Source organism: Bradyrhizobium sp. P5_C12 (assembly GCF_054049735.1).
The window spans coordinates 63,805-79,728 of sequence record NZ_JBFULU010000020.1; the positions used below are offsets into that span (position 1 = coordinate 63,805).

General features: G+C 65.2%; 13 protein-coding genes. 3 read left to right on the plus strand and 10 right to left on the minus strand.

All coding sequences use genetic code 11. The features are described from left to right. Positions 1-35 precede the first annotated feature (35 nt). From ACXJMY_RS19350 to ACXJMY_RS19380, 7 genes are read right to left on the minus strand one after another with little or no spacing between them, the layout of a single operon-like run. Positions 36-875, minus strand: a complete 840-nt coding sequence (locus ACXJMY_RS19350) for an SDR family oxidoreductase (RefSeq protein WP_456620934.1) — start codon at positions 873-875, stop codon at positions 36-38. A gap of 13 nt (positions 876-888) precedes the next feature. Further along, a complete protein-coding gene (locus tag ACXJMY_RS19355) occupies positions 889-1,650 on the minus strand; it encodes an SDR family NAD(P)-dependent oxidoreductase (RefSeq protein ID WP_456620935.1) in 762 nt (253 codons plus the stop codon). Continuing rightward, positions 1,647-2,495, minus strand: a complete 849-nt coding sequence (locus ACXJMY_RS19360; protein WP_456620936.1) for a sugar phosphate isomerase/epimerase family protein — start codon at positions 2,493-2,495, stop codon at positions 1,647-1,649. The genes ACXJMY_RS19355 and ACXJMY_RS19360 overlap by 4 nt, the downstream gene beginning before the upstream one ends. Next, entirely contained in the window at positions 2,492-3,256 is a 765-nt protein-coding gene (locus ACXJMY_RS19365; RefSeq protein ID WP_456620937.1) for an SDR family oxidoreductase, read from the minus strand. Before ACXJMY_RS19365 ends, ACXJMY_RS19360 begins: the two co-directional genes overlap by 4 nt. After that, a complete protein-coding gene (locus tag ACXJMY_RS19370; RefSeq protein WP_456620938.1) occupies positions 3,249-3,938 on the minus strand; it encodes an acylneuraminate cytidylyltransferase family protein in 690 nt (229 codons plus the stop codon). The genes ACXJMY_RS19365 and ACXJMY_RS19370 overlap by 8 nt, the downstream gene beginning before the upstream one ends. Continuing rightward, complete coding sequence (locus ACXJMY_RS19375; RefSeq protein ID WP_456620939.1) at positions 3,938-5,857, minus strand: N-acetylneuraminate synthase family protein; 1,920 nt, start codon at positions 5,855-5,857, stop codon at positions 3,938-3,940. Before ACXJMY_RS19375 ends, ACXJMY_RS19370 begins: the two co-directional genes overlap by 1 nt. A 22-nt stretch (positions 5,858-5,879) precedes the next feature. Then, positions 5,880-7,256: a GHMP family kinase ATP-binding protein gene (locus ACXJMY_RS19380; protein WP_456620940.1), complete on the minus strand. Its 1,377-nt coding sequence runs from the start codon at positions 7,254-7,256 to the stop codon at positions 5,880-5,882. 197 nt (positions 7,257-7,453) lie between these two features. Between ACXJMY_RS19380 and ACXJMY_RS19385 the strand changes: the two genes are divergently transcribed. Both ACXJMY_RS19385 and ACXJMY_RS19390 read left to right on the plus strand, forming a co-directional pair. Continuing rightward, positions 7,454-9,091 carry a carbamoyltransferase family protein gene (locus ACXJMY_RS19385; RefSeq protein WP_456620941.1) on the plus strand — a complete coding sequence of 546 codons (1,638 nt, stop codon included), beginning with the start codon at positions 7,454-7,456 and terminating at the stop codon, positions 9,089-9,091. 6 nt (positions 9,092-9,097) lie between these two features. Further along, entirely contained in the window at positions 9,098-11,062 is a 1,965-nt protein-coding gene (locus ACXJMY_RS19390; protein WP_456620942.1) for an acyltransferase family protein, read from the plus strand. 69 nt (positions 11,063-11,131) lie between these two features. Here the strand turns inward: ACXJMY_RS19390 and ACXJMY_RS19395 are convergent, their stop codons facing one another. Next, positions 11,132-12,355 carry a phenylacetate--CoA ligase family protein gene (locus tag ACXJMY_RS19395; protein ID WP_456620943.1) on the minus strand — a complete coding sequence of 408 codons (1,224 nt, stop codon included), beginning with the start codon at positions 12,353-12,355 and terminating at the stop codon, positions 11,132-11,134. An 80-nt stretch (positions 12,356-12,435) separates the two neighbouring features. Between ACXJMY_RS19395 and ACXJMY_RS19400 the strand changes: the two genes are divergently transcribed. Beyond that, the gene (locus ACXJMY_RS19400; RefSeq protein WP_456620944.1) at positions 12,436-13,587 is read left to right on the plus strand and encodes an AGE family epimerase/isomerase; all 1,152 of its coding nucleotides are present in this window, start codon (positions 12,436-12,438) and stop codon (positions 13,585-13,587) included. 60 nt (positions 13,588-13,647) lie between these two features. Here the strand turns inward: ACXJMY_RS19400 and ACXJMY_RS19405 are convergent, their stop codons facing one another. Next, complete coding sequence (locus tag ACXJMY_RS19405; protein ID WP_456620945.1) at positions 13,648-14,487, minus strand: ABC transporter ATP-binding protein; 840 nt, start codon at positions 14,485-14,487, stop codon at positions 13,648-13,650. A 133-nt stretch (positions 14,488-14,620) separates the two neighbouring features. Further along, positions 14,621-15,904, minus strand: a complete 1,284-nt coding sequence (locus ACXJMY_RS19410) for an ABC transporter substrate-binding protein (RefSeq protein WP_456620946.1) — start codon at positions 15,902-15,904, stop codon at positions 14,621-14,623. Between the last annotated feature and the right edge of the window lie 20 nt (positions 15,905-15,924).

Genomic DNA, 15,924 nt, shown 5'->3' on the forward strand with positions numbered 1-15,924 from the left:
CGCCGCGACCCGATTTCTGCTCGGGTCTGACGTGGCTACCAGACGCTTCTGCCGCCGTCCATCACCAGGTTCTGTCCGGTCATGTAGCTCGATGCATCCGAGCAGAGGAACTGCACGGCCGCGCGGTATTCGTCGACATCGGCCATGCGGCCCATCGGGATCAGGCGCGTCAGTCGCTCCACGAAGGCGGGATCCTGGTTGTTGAAGACGCCGCCGGGCGAGATCGCGTTGACGCGCACGCCGTGATCGGCCCAGTAGGTCGCCAGGTATTTCGTCAGTCCGATCAGGCCGTGCTTGATCACGGAGTAGGTCACGGGCTTCACCGGCTGTTCCTCTTCGCGCGTCACCAGCGGCTGCCGGTAGAGCCGCTGGTCCGGCGCGATCACGCCGAGATCGGAGGCGATATTGAGGATCACGCCCCGACCGCGTTTGGCCATCTGGCCGCCGAACTCCTGCGCGCACAGCATCGCACCGGTCAGACCCACGGCGATCTCGGTCTGCCATTGCGGCACCGGAAACGCTTCGAAGCGCGAGGAGTGCATGACGCCGGGGCTCGACGTCACCTTCGGATCGATGGCGGCGTTGTTGACGAGGATGTCGACGGTGATGCCGCGGCCGGCAAGCTGCTCGTTCGCGGCGCGCACCGAATCCTGCGAGGTAACGTCGATCGCGATCGCGACCAGATCGGCGGACGGTGCGTTTTGCCCGAGTGCGGCGACAGCCGCTTCGGCTTGCGCAAGCCCGACGTCGGTGACGACGACGCGCGCGCCCGCCTCGGAGAGCGCGGCGACATGCTGCCGCCCGAGCAGACCGCCGGCACCGGTCACGAGAGCGGTGCGGCCGGTCAGGTCATAGCGGGAGGAGGGGTTTGCCATCGAAGGCTCCTGTTCAGCTTCTGAGCTGGCCGCCGTCCGCGACCATGACGCTGCCGGTGATGAACGCCGCGCGAGGCGAGGCGAGGAAGGCGACGAGGTCGGCGACCTCTTCCGGCTTGCCCAGCCGGCGCAGCGCCACCTCCCGCACAAGCATTTCCTCGACCGCAGCGCTGTTCTCCGCGAGCTTGCGCGCCCAGGTGCCGTCTGCGGCCAGGATATTGCCCGGCGCAACCGCGTTGATGCGAATGCCTTCGAGCGCCAGCGGGCGCGCCAGACCGCGCACGGTCGCATTCAGCGCGGCTTTCGCGGCGTAGTAAGTGACGGGCGCGCCAAGCGCCGCCATGCCTGCAATCGAGGAGATGCAGACGATGGCGCGGTCACCGCTGCCGCGCGCCATCAATGGGCGCGCGGCCTCGATGATATTGGTCGTCGCAAAAAGATTGAGGTCCATGACCCGCAACCACTCGGCCGCGGTTTCCTTCCCCGGCGGCACGGATGCACCGCTGCCGACGTTGCAGACCAGGATATCGAGCTGGCCCCATTGCTTCTCGACATTCTCGACCAGCGCTTTCGCAGCATTGGGATCGGTCGCGTCGGCGACATGGACGGATGCGCTGCCGCCAATGGCCGCACGCGCGGCATTCAGCGCATCGGCGCCACGCGCAGCGAGCGCGACCTTGGCACCTTCCGCGGCGAGCGACGTCGCGATCGCAAGCCCGATCCCGCGGCTGGCGCCGGTGACGAGGGCGACGCGATCGTTCAGCTCGAGCTTCATCGTGCGGCGTCCTCGATCCAGCCGATCGTCATGTCGCGATATTGCGCCAGCGCACCGGCATGACCGCCGTCGGCGGCGCGCGCGGTTTGCAGGATGTATTGTCCTTTGTAGCCGGACCGCTCGATCAGCCGGATGGTGCTGGCGAGGTCCGCGTTGCCGGTGCCGAGCGGCACGGTGGTGCCGCCGCGAATGCGGTCCTTCACATGCACATTGAGGATGCGCGACGCGTAAGCGTCGATCTCCTCGCCGCTGTCATAGCCGAGCGAGGCGCTGTTGCCGCTGTCGTAATTGATGCCGAAGACGTCGGCCGGAAAGGCCTCCATGAACCGGGCGAGCTCTTGCGGCGGCAGATCGGATTCGAACACGATCTTGACGTTCCGCCGTGCAAGCTGCTCGCAGCGTGCGAGCAGCACGCGCTTCAACGTATCGCTCTCGCTCTTGCGTTCGATCTTGCCGTTGTCGACCAGCGGGATCACGACGAATTCAATGCCGATCCGGCTGCAGGCGGCGATTAGGAGATCGAGGTCGGCGACGAGCGCGTCGCGCACGACGGCGTCGACCTTCCAGAACGGCGCCTGCATGAAGCAGTCGCCGGTGAGGCTCGGGATTCGAACGCCGTTGTCGCGTGACAGCGCGAGTATCTCCTGCTGTCCCTGCTCGGTCGTCAGCGGGTTCTCGCGCAACCGCTCCTGGTCGATGGTCCATTCCATCCGCGTCAGGCCGAGCGCCTTCGCGCGGGGAAATTCCTCGCGCCATTCATTCCACGGGAACGCCTGGATCTTGCCGTCGACGAGAGCCGACAGGCGTCCCTGCATGAAGCCGATGCGTTGCAGCGTTGCAGTCACGATTTGCTGTCCGAACTGATTGCGAGGCCTTTTGTGGTCCAGCCGCCGTCGACAAAGATCTCCTGGCCGGTCACATAGATCGAGGCAGACGAGGCCAGAAAGATCGCGGCGCCCACCATGTCGGCGGGCTGTCCCCATCGGCCGAGCATGGTGTGGCGGCGCCTTGCCTCGTGCATGACAGGATCGGCGAAGCTCGCTGCCGTCATCTCGGTCGCCACATATCCCGGTGCGAGCGCGTTGACGCGGATGCCGTCGGGCGCATAGTCGGCCGCGAGCGCGCGCGTCAGCCCGGCGAGTCCGGCCTTGGCCGCCACGTAACCGGGATTGCCGGGGAAGCCGCGCACCGAATTGATGCTGGTGACGTTGATGATCGCGGCGGAGCCCGCATTCTTCAAGAGCGGATGAGCGGCAAGGATGGTGGCGTAGACGCCGGTGAGGTCGGTCGCGACCGTGGCGCGAAAGCGCGCGAGCTCGCTTTCGGCGCTCTGGGCCGGAAGACTGATGCCGGCGGCGTTGACCAGCGCGTCGATGCGGTCGCCTTGTGCGGCCACGGTGCGGAATGCGCTCTCGATCGCCGCGTCGTCGGAGAGATCGCAGGCAATCGCGGTCACGCCCTGAGGCGCGGTCCCGGAACGGCTGAGGCCGAACACCGTGGCCCCCGCGTCTTGCAGGCCGGTCGCAATCGCAGCGCCAATGCCGCGCGAGGCGCCGGTCACGACCGCGATCTTTCCTGCGAGAGAGAACGCGCTGAGGTCAGGCATAACCGTAACTGCGCATGATGGCGGCACAGAGCTTGACGTCTTCCGGGCGGTCGATCTGGAACATCTTGTGACGCTCCATCACGTGAAAGCCGATCTTGCCGCCGAGACGATTGCTCTGCTCGCGCAGGAGTGAGGGGATGAGAACGTAGAACGAGCCGTTTTCGAGATAGCGCTTTTCGATCTGCTGCCGCATGCGGCGATTGCGAAAGTCGTAGTTGATCGGCTCCGGGCCGCTCGCGCCGATCCGCCAGTTGAAGTAATCCTCGACCTCGCACACCGAAAGCAGGCTGTCGAGATGCTCGCGGTCGAACGTCTCCAGCGCCCGTTCGATGTCGACGGATTCGCGGATCGGCGAGGTCGCCTGGAGCGCGACGACGCGGTCGAATCGGCCCATGCGCGCGTCGACGGAATCGAGCGCATGCAGCCAGGCGGATTCGGAGGAGGCGAGGTCGCCCGAGATGTCATCGGGGCGGCGCACGCCGACGGCACCGGCCGCTTCGGCCGCGGCGAGGATATCGTCGCTGTCGGAAGAGACCGCCACCACGTCGACGCCGCGCGCCGCGCGTGCCTGCTCGACCGTCCAGGCGATCAGCGGCTTGCCGCAGAGATCGAGCAGGTTCTTGTGCGGAATGCCCTTGGAGCCGCCGCGCGCGGCGATCACGGCCAGCGTCTTGCGCGCCATCAGATGTGCCCCTCGAGACGCTCAAGCGCGGTCCAGAAGCCTTCGCCCATGTTCTTGTGGCCCTGCCAGATCTCGGGAATGAACGACGCGGTCGGCGCATGCTTGCGCAGCACCTTTCCGATCTCGTCGAAATCGATCTCGCCGTCGCCGACCTGGAGGCCTTCGCCGTCGAGCCCCTTGGCGTCGCCGAAATGCAGATGCGCGGTGTGCGGACCGAGCTGCGCCAGGCCTTGCGCAAAGTCGAAGCCGAAATGGTTGGCGGCGAGCTTGGTGTGGGAGATATCCACGCACATCCGCAGATCGTGCTTGGCGCAGAAGGCGGCGGATTCCTCCGGGAAAATGAAGATGTTCTGGTGGCGCTGCCCGCCGAAATGCCAGGGGAACGGCGCCATGGTCTGCGGCGTCAGCTCGACACCCGCCATGTCGAGCTCCTTCAGGCTCTGCGCGAAGATGCGATAGCGCTCGGCCTTTTCCTCCGGCGGCAGCGGCTCGTCCATGGTGAAGCCGCCGATATTGGCGACGATGGGCGGGCGCCTGGTCTTGGGAAAGAACTTCTTCAGGCCGCGGGTGATGTCGATCACCGCTTGCGTCTGCTCCAGCGAATAGCGCCTGAGCGCCTCGTCGGGCGTTGCGAGGTCCATCAGCTTGGAGCCGGCAAACAGCTCCGGCGCATGCACCACGAAGCCAAGATCATAGGTGCCGGAGAGATAGGCTGCGGGATCGCGCTCCATGTCGCTGTAGCTGAGATGGAATTCGATGATGTCGGGCTCGCAGATCTCCAGGAAGCGCTCGGTGTCGTGGTAGCGCACCGGTACGCCCCAGGGCCGGTCGAAGCGGTAGCGCCGCGCCTTCGCCGCGCCGTCGGCGATGTCGCTCTGGAAGAAATAATCGTCGGCTGCCATCGTCCGCGACAGCTTGCGGCCGAGCAGCGCCGGCATCTTCAGCGGCGACAGACCCTGTCCCGGGCTCTTCACGGCGATGTCGCTTTCGGAGATCACGGTGCCGGCCGGAAGCTCGCGCGCGGCCACCAGGCTCTTGGCGAGATTTTCGCGATTGATCAATTCGCCCTGGCTCAGCGCGCGCTCGGCGAGTTTCTCGCCGCGCGCCGCCTCGACCTCGCGGATGCCCGCGACCAGCGCCTTGAATTCCTCGGGCTCGAGGCTCGCGGCATGGTCCGGGCCTTCCATCTCGCGGTCGAGGGTGATGTGGCGCTCGATAACGATGGCGCCGAGGGCCACCGCGGCCGTCGAGACGGCGATACCGCGTTCGTGGCCGGAATAGCCGACGACGGGGTGGATCTCGCGGAGCGTTTCCATGAAACGCAGATGGATGTTGTGGAGCGCGGCGGGATAGGTGCTCTGGCAGTGCAGGAGCACGTAGCCCGCATTGCGCTCGTCGAGGAATTCTGCCGCGGTCTTGATCTCGGCCGTCGTGCTCATGCCGGTCGACACGATCAGCGTCTTGCCGGTGGCTGCGAGCTTGGCGAGCAGCGGCAGATTGGTGAGGTCGGCGGATGCGACCTTGTAGGCCTGCACGCCAAAGCCTTCGAGCACGGCGACGCTGTTCGCGTCCCAGGGCGTGCAGAGATACTGGATGCCTTTCGCCGCGCAGTAATCCGCGATCTTCTTTTGCTGATCGGTGGGCAGCTCGAAGCGGCGCAGGAGATCGAGCGTGTACTCGACGGCGAGGTCGTCGTCCTTGCCGGAGAGGCTGGATGCGCGATATACCTCGTCGAGCTTGCGCATCTGGAATTTCGCGCAGTCGGCGCCGGCCGCGACCGCGGCATCGACCAGCGCGATGGCGCGATCGAAGTCGCCATTATGGTTGTTGCCGATCTCGGCGATGACGTAGCAGGGCTCGCCATCGCCCAGAAGGCGGTTGCCGATGCGGACCCGGGCGATCTGTTTGGGCGGAGTCATCAACATTCTCGTCTCACATGGGTCAGGCGGATCGCGAGGGAAAGCGCGATTTCCACGTCCGCAGACCATTCTCTTCGAACATGATGCGCGAGCAGCCATGCCCGCGCTGTTCCAGCGCCGCGATCAGCTGGTAGCGCTCGAACGGACGCACGAAGAACATGAAATAACCGCCGCCGCCGGCGCCCAGCAGCTTGCCGCCCACCGCGCCGTGCTGCTTGGCGAAATCGTAGATCGTATCGAGCTCGTCCGACGAGATCTTGGAACTCAGCTTCCGCTTGGCGTGCCAGGCTTCGTCGATCAGCCGGCCGCATTCCAGGAGCTGGCCGCGCAGGAGATGCCGCCTTATATCGCGCGTCACTTCCTTCTGCCGGGCCGCTGCCGCGACCGCGTCGCTGGTCTCGTGCTGGGCCTTCTGGTCACGATGGATGGCCCCGGAATCGCGGCCTGAGCCGGTGTAGCAGAGCACCAGGCTTTCTTCGAGCTCAGCGATGATGTTGGGATCGAGACGAAGCGGCACGATGGTGTTCTGGTCGGAGAAGAACTCCATGTGATTGAAGCCGCCGAACACGGTGGCGTACTGATCCTGCCAGCCGCCGGGGATATTGAGCATCAGCCGCTCGGCCTGGAACGCCATCTCGGCGACCTCATGGCGGTCCCACTGATCGCTGCGGAATTCGTTGAAGCAGCCGATGATGGCGGAGGAGACCACCGCCGAGCCGCCGAGGCCGGAACCCACCGGGAAGTCGGCGGAGACCTCGAGCTCGAATCCGTAAGCCGGCTTGATCAGGCGCACCACCGACTTGATCAGCGCGAGATCGCCGCCTGTGCCGAGGTCGGCGAGATCGTCGGCCTCCACCGTGCGGCGGAAATCGTGCGAATAGATCCTGATGCGGGCATCGCTCCGGCGCCGCAACGTCGCATGGGCGTACATCTTGATGGTGGCGTTGATGACCGCGCCGCCGTCATTCGCCACGAAGTAATGCGTCAGATCGGTGCCGCCGCCGGAGAAGCTGATCCGCACCGGCGAGCGGGCGCGCGCGAACACCTCGCTCTCCTCCGAGAGGTTGAACAGCTCGCGGCTGAGCACGTCGACCAGCCGTCCCTCGCCATCGAGAATCGGCACGACGTGCACACGCTGGTCGAGCAGCTTGAGGATCTGCTCACGCGGCCCGCCGGCCCTCGCCCAGACGAAGTTGCGATTGATGCAAGGCGCAACCAGGTCCTGGATCGTGGTGCCGGTCAGCATGCGCCTGCGGATGTCGCCGTCGGTCACCGCACCGACGATTCGTCCGCTCGCGTCCTGCGCGAACAGGATGCCGAGCATGTTGGCATTCAGGCGCCGGAAGGCTTCCTCAATGGTCTCGGTCTCGGCGATGGTGACGAGGGTTCGTTCAAGCACGTTTTGGGGTCCAGGAAGGGCCAATTCCAGGCCATATCGTAGCAGGGTTGGTAATACGGGAGCAGCAGGGGCGATGCAAGGTTCCTGGGCCCGCGGCGTCGCGCCAAAATGGCCGCCGTCAAGCGCCTCCGCCGTGGCCGCGGCCGATTTACATTGGCCGCGGTTTCTGTAGAAGGCTCCCAAGGGGTCTACACGACATGTATGTGATCGGAATCAGCTCGGGGATCAAGCACGGCCACCACGACGGTGCGGCGGTGCTGCTGCGCGACGGCGAATTGATCGCCGCGGCCGAGGAGGAGCGCTTCACGCTGGCGAAACATGCGCGCGGCGAGCTGCCGCGCGGCGCAATCGGCTTCTGCCTGAAGCAGGCCGGCATCACCATGCGCGACGTCGACTGGATCTGCTCGCCGCTGAAGACCTACACAAACTACACGCAGCGCCTCACCGAATACTTCAGGTATCAGTTCGGACACAGCCCGAAGATCGAGCTCTACGACCATCACCTCTGTCACGCGGCGAGCTCGTTCTACGGGTCCGGTTTTTCCGAGGCGACCGTCGCCTGCTTCGACTTTTCGGGCGACTCCAGCTCCGGCCTCGTCGCGCATGCGCGCGGCAACGACTTCCGCGTGCTGACGCGGTTCGGCCGCCACAACAGTCTCGGTCTCTATTACGGGATGCTGACCCAGTATCTCGGCTACCAGATGACCAATGACGAGTACAAGGTCATGGGCCTGTCGTCCTATGGCAGCCCGGACTATCTCGACAAGTTCGCCAAGCTGCTGCGTCCCAATGGCATCGACTACGAGCTCGATCCCGAGCTCGATAAGCGCCGGCGCGACGCCGAGATCTTCACCAGCGATTTCTCGACGCGGCAGGAGCGCATCTTCACCGAGAAGATGGAAGAGATTTTGGGCCCGCGGCGGCTGCGCGGCCAGCCGCTCGACCAGCGGCTGACCAATATCGCCGCGAGCGGCCAGAAGCAGCTCGAGATCGTCACCACCGAGGTGATCCGTTCCGCGATCAAAGAGACCGGCTGCGGCGATGTCTGCATCGCCGGCGGCGTCGGGCTGAATTGCAAGATGAACATGGAGATCGCGGCCGAGCCGCAGGTGAAGCGCCTCTACGTTCCGCCGGTGCCGCACGACGCGGGCGTGGCGCTGGGCGCCGCGATGATGAAATGCGCGGAGGCGGGCCACGCGATCGCGCCGCTGACCCACGCCTATTGGGGCCCGGAATATTCCAACGACACGATCAGGGACACGCTGGACAAGATCGGTGCGCGGTTCGAACGGCTCGACGATCCCGTGTCGCGCTGCGTCACCGATCTGACGGAGCAGAAGACGGTGGGCTGGTTCCAGGGGCGGATGGAGTATGGTCCGCGCGCGCTCGGCAACCGCTCGATCCTGGCCGATCCGCGCCAGGCAAGCATGAAGGACCGCATCAACCTCACCATCAAATATCGCGAGGAGTTCCGGCCGTTCTGCCCCTCGGTGCTGTACGAGCGCCAGGCCGAGTATTTCGAGGACACGTTCGACGCGCCGTTCATGGTGGTGACGTTTCCGGTCAACGGGAAGGTTGCCGAGACCATGCCTGCGGTGGTCCATGTCGACAACACCGCGCGTATCCAGAGCGTCCATGCGGACAGCAATCCGCTCTACAGCCGCCTGATCGGCGAGTTCGCGAAAGCGACCTCGCTGCCCGTTCTGATCAACACCAGCCTCAACATCAACGAGCAGCCGACCGTGAACGCGCCGCTGGAGGCGCTGCACACCTATTTCTGCTCGGGGCTGGACGTGCTCTATCTCGGCAATTATCGGCTGTCGAAATCGAACTGAGCCTAGGTGGAATATCGCCCCGAAATAGATGGTCTTAGAGCGATCGCCGTTCTCTCGGTGATCCTCTTCCATGCGGGCATCAAGGCGATTCCCGGCGGCTATCTCGGCGTCGACATATTCTTCGTCATCAGCGGCTATCTGATCACCTCCATCATCGGCCCCGAGATGGAGCAGGGCCGGTTCACGTTTGCGGCCTTTTACGAAAGACGAGCGCGGAGAATATTGCCGGCGCTCATCGTGGTCGTGCTGGTCTGCATCCCCCTCGTTGTCCTGCTCATGCTTCCGCGCGAGGTGCTCGAATTCTCGCAGAGCGTGATCGCGGTCTGCCTGTTCGTGTCGAATGTGTTTTTCTGGTCGCAGAGCGGCTACTTTGACCGGATAGCCGAGCTGAAGCCGCTGTTGCACACGTGGAGCCTCGGCGTCGAAGAGCAGTTCTATCTCGTCTTCCCCGTTCTCCTGATGGGCGCGCTGAAATTTGGTCGAAGATGGGCCGGGGTGCTGCTCGCCGCGATTGCGGTTGCCAGCATCAGCTATGCCCAATGGGGACCCCAGACCAGGGAAGCCACCTTCTATCTGATCCCAAGCCGCCTCTGGGAGTTGCTCATGGGCGCTGTTTTGGCTTTGTGGCCCATGACGAAGCTGCGGGCTCGGCTGTCGAACGCAGTGCTCGACACCATGGTGCTCGTTGGAATCGGGCTTATTGCCTTCGGCCTCTTCGAGCACGGCGGGTTCAAATATCCCGGTTTTCGCTCTCTCGCCCCCGTGCTCGGAGCCTGCCTCGTCGTCGCATTCGCAACCACACGGACGGTAACCGGCAAGCTGCTCGGAAGTCGGATTCCCGTCGCAATCGGGCTCGTCAGCTACAGTGCCTATCTATGGCACCAGCCGGTGTTCGTCTTCGCCAGATTGAACGGCTTCGACCGCCCCAGTATCGGCGTGGCGTTTGCGCTGACGGCGATTTCTCTCGTGCTTGCCGTCTTGACCTACCGCTTTGTCGAACAACCGGCCAGAGATCGCAAATGGCTGAGAAGGCCGGCGCTGATCGGGCTTTGCTCACTCGGAATATCCTGCCTGGCCGGCGCCGGCATCGCCGGGATCGCCACGAATGGATTCGAGAAACAGGGCCTTTACTTCAGCGGCGACGATAGCCGCCGTCTCTACCAATTGCTCGTGCGCAACACGGGGGGCGAGCTGACGCGCGACATGGGCACGGATGGCGATTGCGTGTTCTGGATGACGCAGCTCGAGCCCGCCGCATGGGACCGGCTCGTCGATTGCTCGAAGAGGTTCGGACCCGGGACCGTCGTGCTCGGCGATTCCCATGGGATGAACATCTACAACGCTCTGTTCAGGAACAACTATGGCAAATTCGTCGTTGGCCTGATCAACCCTGGCTGTCGCCCCTGGCGTAACACGAGACGCGAATGTCCCTATCTCGGCTTCGACGAATTCTTGGCCGCCCATCGAGAGGCCGTCGGGACGGTCATCCTGCATTTCTCCGGATCCCATCTCGTGCTCGACGAAAATGGTCGGGAGGAGCCTGGCGATTTGCTGAGATTTGGCGGCAAATTCCACTTCGACGATGACGCGATCGCCCAGACGATGGCTTATCTGCAAGCCATGTCCGGGATCACCAGGGCGATTTGGCTGGGTCCTTTCGTCGAACCGAGGATCAATTTCGGCGACTTTGAAGGCATGAAGAAGGTTGCGCGAGAAGGGTTTCCGATCAATCCCGTGACGGTGGACATCTTCCTGGCGCTTGAGAAGCACTTGAGCGGCGCCGTCGGCCTGCAGCGCAGGGACTTCGACTATGTATCGTTCTTCGACGTCATCAAGCCGGGTGCGATGAATCTGCTGAACGGCGATTGCCTGATGTACAGGGATTTCGATCATCTCAGCGTTTGCGGCGAGACCATCGTCGGCAAGGATTTGAAGGCACGTCTTTCGCGATACGCCTCGCCGGGGCGGTGAGCGAAGGGGAGCGCCTTCGGGCGGCTTGTCAAGCTCAGCCGGACCGGCCTTCGTCATTCGCCACGGGCGCTATCTCTCGTCCGCGATCACCTTGCCGTCGTTCGGCAGTGCGCCGGGGCTGACCAGTTCGACGCTTCCGCCGAGTTTCGTCACCGCGCGCAAGGTGCCTGCGATCTCCTCGCGCAACGCTTCGCTCGCCGCCCCGGTTTCCACTCTCAGCGTCATCGCATCGGTCTCGCCCTGGCGCGTGACGACGAGGCGCAAGCGCCCGAGCGCCGGATGGCGCTTGCCGATCTCGGCGACCTGCTCGGGACGGACGAACATGCCCTTGACCTTGGTGGTCTGGTCGGCGCGGCCCAGCCAGCCCTTGATGCGCATGTTGGTGCGCCCGCACGGGCTTGGGCCCGGCAGCGCCGCGGTGAGGTCGCCGAGCGCGAGCCGGATCCAGGGATGGTGCGGGTCCAGCGAGGTCACCACGATCTCGCCGACGTCGCCCGGCGTGACCGGATCGCCGGTGCCGGGCTTGACGATCTCCATGATCAGATCCTCGTTCACGACCATGCCGTCGCGCGCCGCGGTCTCGAAGGCGATGAGGCCGAGATCGGCGGTGCCGAAGGCCTGATAGGCGTCGATGCCGCGCGCCTTGATCTCGGCCTGGAGCGAGGGCGGGAAGGCGGCGCCCGACACCAGCGCGCGCTTGATCGAGGAGACGTCGCGCCCCGAGGCTGCTGCGGCATCGAGCAATATCTTCAGGAAGTCCGGTGTGCCGCTGTAGCCGACCGGCCGGTAGGCCTCGATCAGCTCGAACTGCTGTTCGGTGTTGCCGGGGCCGGCTGGGATCACCGCGCAGCCGAGCGCGCGTGCCGAGGAATCGAAGATGAAGCCGCCGGGGGTGAGGTGGTAGCTGAAGGTGTTCAGCACCACGTCGCCCTCCCGGAACCCGGCCGCGAACAGCGCCCGTGCGCCGCGCCAGGGATCGGTCTGCCGCCCCTCCGGCTCGAAGATCGGACCGGGCGAGGTGAAGAGCCGGGCGAACGACCCCGGCGCCGCCGCCACGAAGCCGCCGAAGGGCGTGGAGGCCTTGTGCAGGGCCGGCAGTTCCGACTTGCGCAGCACCGGCAGGCCCGCCAGCGCCGTTCTGGAGGCCACGGTGGCGGGGTCGCAGCCCTTGAGGCGCTCGGCATAGGCGGGCGCGGTCATCGCGCTGCGCAGCACGTCGGGCAGGCGGGAGAACAGCTCGGCCTCGCGCGCGGCTTGCGCGCGCGTCTCGAGGGCGTCGTAATGGGCGGTCATGGCTGATCTTTCCGGGTTGGTTGCACGCCGCCGCTGGCATGGGTATCAGACGGCCATTGTCGGGGCGTGGAGAGAGCGCGATGGCGGACGAGCGAATCATTGCGGCGGACGACACGGCTGACGTCGTCGCGCGCCTGAAGCGACGCATGATCGACGAGGCGATGCCGTTGTGGTCGACCATCGGCTGGGACCATGCCGCGGGCGGCTTCATCGACCGGTTGCACCGCGACGGCACGGCGGACGTGGCCGCGCCGCGACGCGTGTTCGTGCAGGCCCGCCAGATCTATTGCTACGCCAAGGCGGCGCAGATGGGCTGGTATCCGGACGGCCGCGCCATCGCGCTCAGGGGGCTGGAGCATCTGCTGGCGAAGGCGAAGGCGCCCGACGGCCGGCCGGGTTTCGTGCACCGGCTGACACCGGAGGGGACGGTGCTGGACGCGCGGCGCGACGCCTATGACCACGCCTTCATCCTGTTTGCGCTGGCGACCGTCTATGCGCTCGACAAGGACGCGCAAATTCGCGCCGAGATCGATGCGCTGCTGGGCTTCCTCGACGGCCATCTGCGCTCGCCGCATGGCGGCGTCCACGAAGGTCTGCCGGTCTCGCTGCCGCGGCGGCAGAATCCGCACATGCACCTGTTCGAGGCGATGATCGCGTGTTTCGACGCGACCCACGATCTGTCGTTCCAGAATCGCGCCGGCGAGTTCTTCGCGCTGTTCCTCGCCAGTCTCTACCACAAGCAGAAGCGCGCGCTCGGCGAATATTTCGAGGAGGACTGGTCGAGGATCGAGCCGGTCAGCGTCGAGCCGGGCCATCAGGCGGAATGGGTCTGGCTGCTGAAGGGTTTTGAGCGCATCACGGGCTGCCCGACCGGACAGCGGCGCGCCGAACTGCTGGCGACGGCGCTGCGCTATCGCGACGAGGCCACCGGCTGCCTCATCGACGAGGGCGATGACACCGGCAACATCCGCCGCGGCACGCGCCGGCTGTGGCCGCAGACCGAGATCGCGAAGGCGTGGATCGCGCAGGCCGAGTCCGGCGAGCCGGGCGCGGCAGACGAAGCGCGCGCGGCGTTGGTGCGGCTCGAACGGCATTATCTCAGCCATCCCGTGCGGGGCGGCTGGTACGATCAGTTCGATCGCGACGGCAAATCGCTGATCGACACCATTCCTGCGTCGTCGTTCTATCATGTTCTCTGCGCAGTCACCGAAGCGGAGCAGGTGCTGAGCTAGGAATCTGTTGTTTTGACGCGTTGTCTTCACGCGAACCGGTTCCCACTTCGCTTCAAAACGCTATAGCCAGCGCTTGCGCCGCTTGAAGCTCTTGAGGTTCTTGAAGCTCTTGCGCTGGTCGCCGGCGCCGCCGAGATAGAATTCCTTGACGTCCTCGTTGTCGCGCAGCTCGTCGGCGGTGCCGTCGAGCACGACCTTGCCCTGCTCCATGATGTAGCCGTGGCTCGCCACCGACAGCGCGGCGCGCGCGTTCTGCTCGACCAGCAGGATGGTGACGCCGAGGTCGCGGTTGATCTTCTGGATGATCGAGAACACCTCTTTCACCAGCAGCGGCGACAGGCCCATCGACGGCTCGTCCATCAAAATCATCTTCGGGCGCGCCATCAGCGCGCGGCCGATCGCGAGCATCTGTTGCTCGCCGCCGGAGAGATAGCCGGCGAGCCCCGTGCGTTCCTTCAGGCGCGGGAAATAGTTGAAGACCATGTCGAGATCGGCACCGACCTCGCGATCCCTGCGGGTGAAAGCGCCGAGCTTGAGGTTTTCCAGCGACGTCATGTCGGCGACGATGCGCCGGCCCTCCATCACCTGGAAGATGCCGCGGCGGACGATCTTGTCGGGATCGATGCCGTTGATGCGCTCGCCCTCGAACAGGATATCGCCGCGCGTGACCTCGCCGTCCTCGGTCTTGAGCAGCCCCGAGATCGCCTTCAGCGTCGTCGACTTGCCGGCCCCGTTGGCGCCGAGCAGCGCCACGATCGCGCCCTTGGGCACGTCGAGGCTGAGGCCCCGCAGCACCAGGATGACGTCGTCATAGACGACCTCGATGTTGCGCACGCCGAGCAGGGGCGGCGCGGGCACGATGCTGGGCGAGGGGCGCTCGATGTGAGCCGCTTCAGTCATTGTCAGCTACTCTTTCGATGTCGTCACAGCTTCATCCCGTCATTCCGGGGCGGTCCGCAGGACCGAACCCGGAATCTCGAGGTTCCGGGTTCGCCTCTTCGAGGCGCCCCGGAACGACGAACGGACTAGTCGCTCACCACCCCAGCAATTCCGGCTTGCGCGGCAGCTCGACGGTCTTGACCTTCTCGAGCTTGATCGCGCCCTTGGCCATGAGGTCGTTGAGGTCGCCGTCGGTCGCACCCGCGATCTTGGTGCGATAGAGGTCGACCTTCAGCGTGCCGCGGTGGTCCTTGTCGGTCCAGGTCGAGGGATTGCAGACGCCTTCCATGCCGGCCGGCACCCAATCCTTCCTCTGGTAAAAGCCCTTGGCCACGTTATCGCCGGTGGCGCCGCCGTTCTTGGCGGCCCAGTCGAGCGCCTCCTTCATGTAGAGCGCCGAGCAGACGGCCGCGATGTAGTGCACGGGGCGATAGACCTTGCCGGTGGGGTCGGACATCTTCGAGATCTCCATCACCGTCTTCATGCCGGGCGCATCGCCGCCCCAGCTCACCGCGGTGCGCAAGGGGAAGATCACGCCGTCGGCGGCATCGCCTGCGGTCTTGGCGGCGTTCTCGTCCATGCCCCAGACATTGCCGAGGAACTGGATGTCGACGCCGGCGGTCTTGCAGGCCTTCAGGACCGAGATGTTGGAAGCCGCGGTGTTGCCGAGATAGGCGTAGTTGGCACCCGAGGATTTCAGGCTCAGGCACTGCGCGCTGTAGTCGCCCGGTGTCAGCGCGAACACCAGCGGCGGCAGCACCTCGAAGCCGAGCTCCTGCGCCATGGCTTCACCCGCGGCCTTCGGCGCGTTCGGATAGGGGTGGTTGGCGCCCATGTGGACGAATTTCGGCTTGCCGGGCTTGCCCTTGGCCTTCCAGTCCTCGGCCGCCCACATCAGCATCGCGCGCAGCGAGTCCGAATAGCTCGGGCCATAGAAGAAATTGTACGGCGCGGGCTTGGCCTTGCCGCTGACGCCCTCGGGATCGGTGAGGGCGGCGGCGTAGGAGCCGGACATATCGGGGATCTTGTCCTGGGCGAGGAAGCCGGTCAGCGCCTCGGTGTCCGCGGTGCCCCAGCCCATGATCGCAGCGACCTTGGAGTCCGGCGCCGACCATTTCTTGTAGAGCGCGATCGCGCGCGGCACCTGGTAGCCGTAGTCGTTGGTGTCGACATTGACCTGCTTGCCGCCGACGCCGCCATTCTTGTTGACCCAGGCGAAGGTGTCGGCGACGGCCTGGCCGTAGGGCGTGCCGACGTCGGAGGTGCCGCCGGAATAATCGGCGAGATGCCCGATCGCGATCTGGGCCTGCGCACCCGCCGAGAATGCGGCGATCGCCAGCGCGAGCGATGCGGTGCTCAAAAGCGATTTTGTCTTCATGGGTTGCCTCCTCCTGTTTT

Bases quoted from the DNA above. Each gene is read 5' to 3' on its own strand.
- ACXJMY_RS19355 (WP_456620935.1), bottom strand. From the start codon at position 1,650: ATGAAGCTCGAGCTGAACGATCGCGTCGCCCTCGTCACCGGCGCCAGC.
- ACXJMY_RS19370 (WP_456620938.1), bottom strand. From the start codon at position 3,938: ATGGCGCGCAAGACGCTGGCCGTGATCGCCGCGCGCGGCGGCTCCAAG.
- ACXJMY_RS19385 (WP_456620941.1), top strand. From the start codon at position 7,454: ATGTATGTGATCGGAATCAGCTCGGGGATCAAGCACGGCCACCACGAC.
- ACXJMY_RS19410 (WP_456620946.1), bottom strand. From the start codon at position 15,904: ATGAAGACAAAATCGCTTTTGAGCACCGCATCGCTCGCGCTGGCGATC.
- ACXJMY_RS19350 (WP_456620934.1), bottom strand. From the start codon at position 875: ATGGCAAACCCCTCCTCCCGCTATGACCTGACCGGCCGCACCGCTCTC.
- ACXJMY_RS19375 (WP_456620939.1), bottom strand. From the start codon at position 5,857: ATGACTCCGCCCAAACAGATCGCCCGGGTCCGCATCGGCAACCGCCTT.
- ACXJMY_RS19400 (WP_456620944.1), top strand. From the start codon at position 12,436: ATGGCGGACGAGCGAATCATTGCGGCGGACGACACGGCTGACGTCGTC.
- ACXJMY_RS19365 (WP_456620937.1), bottom strand. From the start codon at position 3,256: ATGCCTGACCTCAGCGCGTTCTCTCTCGCAGGAAAGATCGCGGTCGTG.
- ACXJMY_RS19405 (WP_456620945.1), bottom strand. From the start codon at position 14,487: ATGACTGAAGCGGCTCACATCGAGCGCCCCTCGCCCAGCATCGTGCCC.
- ACXJMY_RS19395 (WP_456620943.1), bottom strand. From the start codon at position 12,355: ATGACCGCCCATTACGACGCCCTCGAGACGCGCGCGCAAGCCGCGCGC.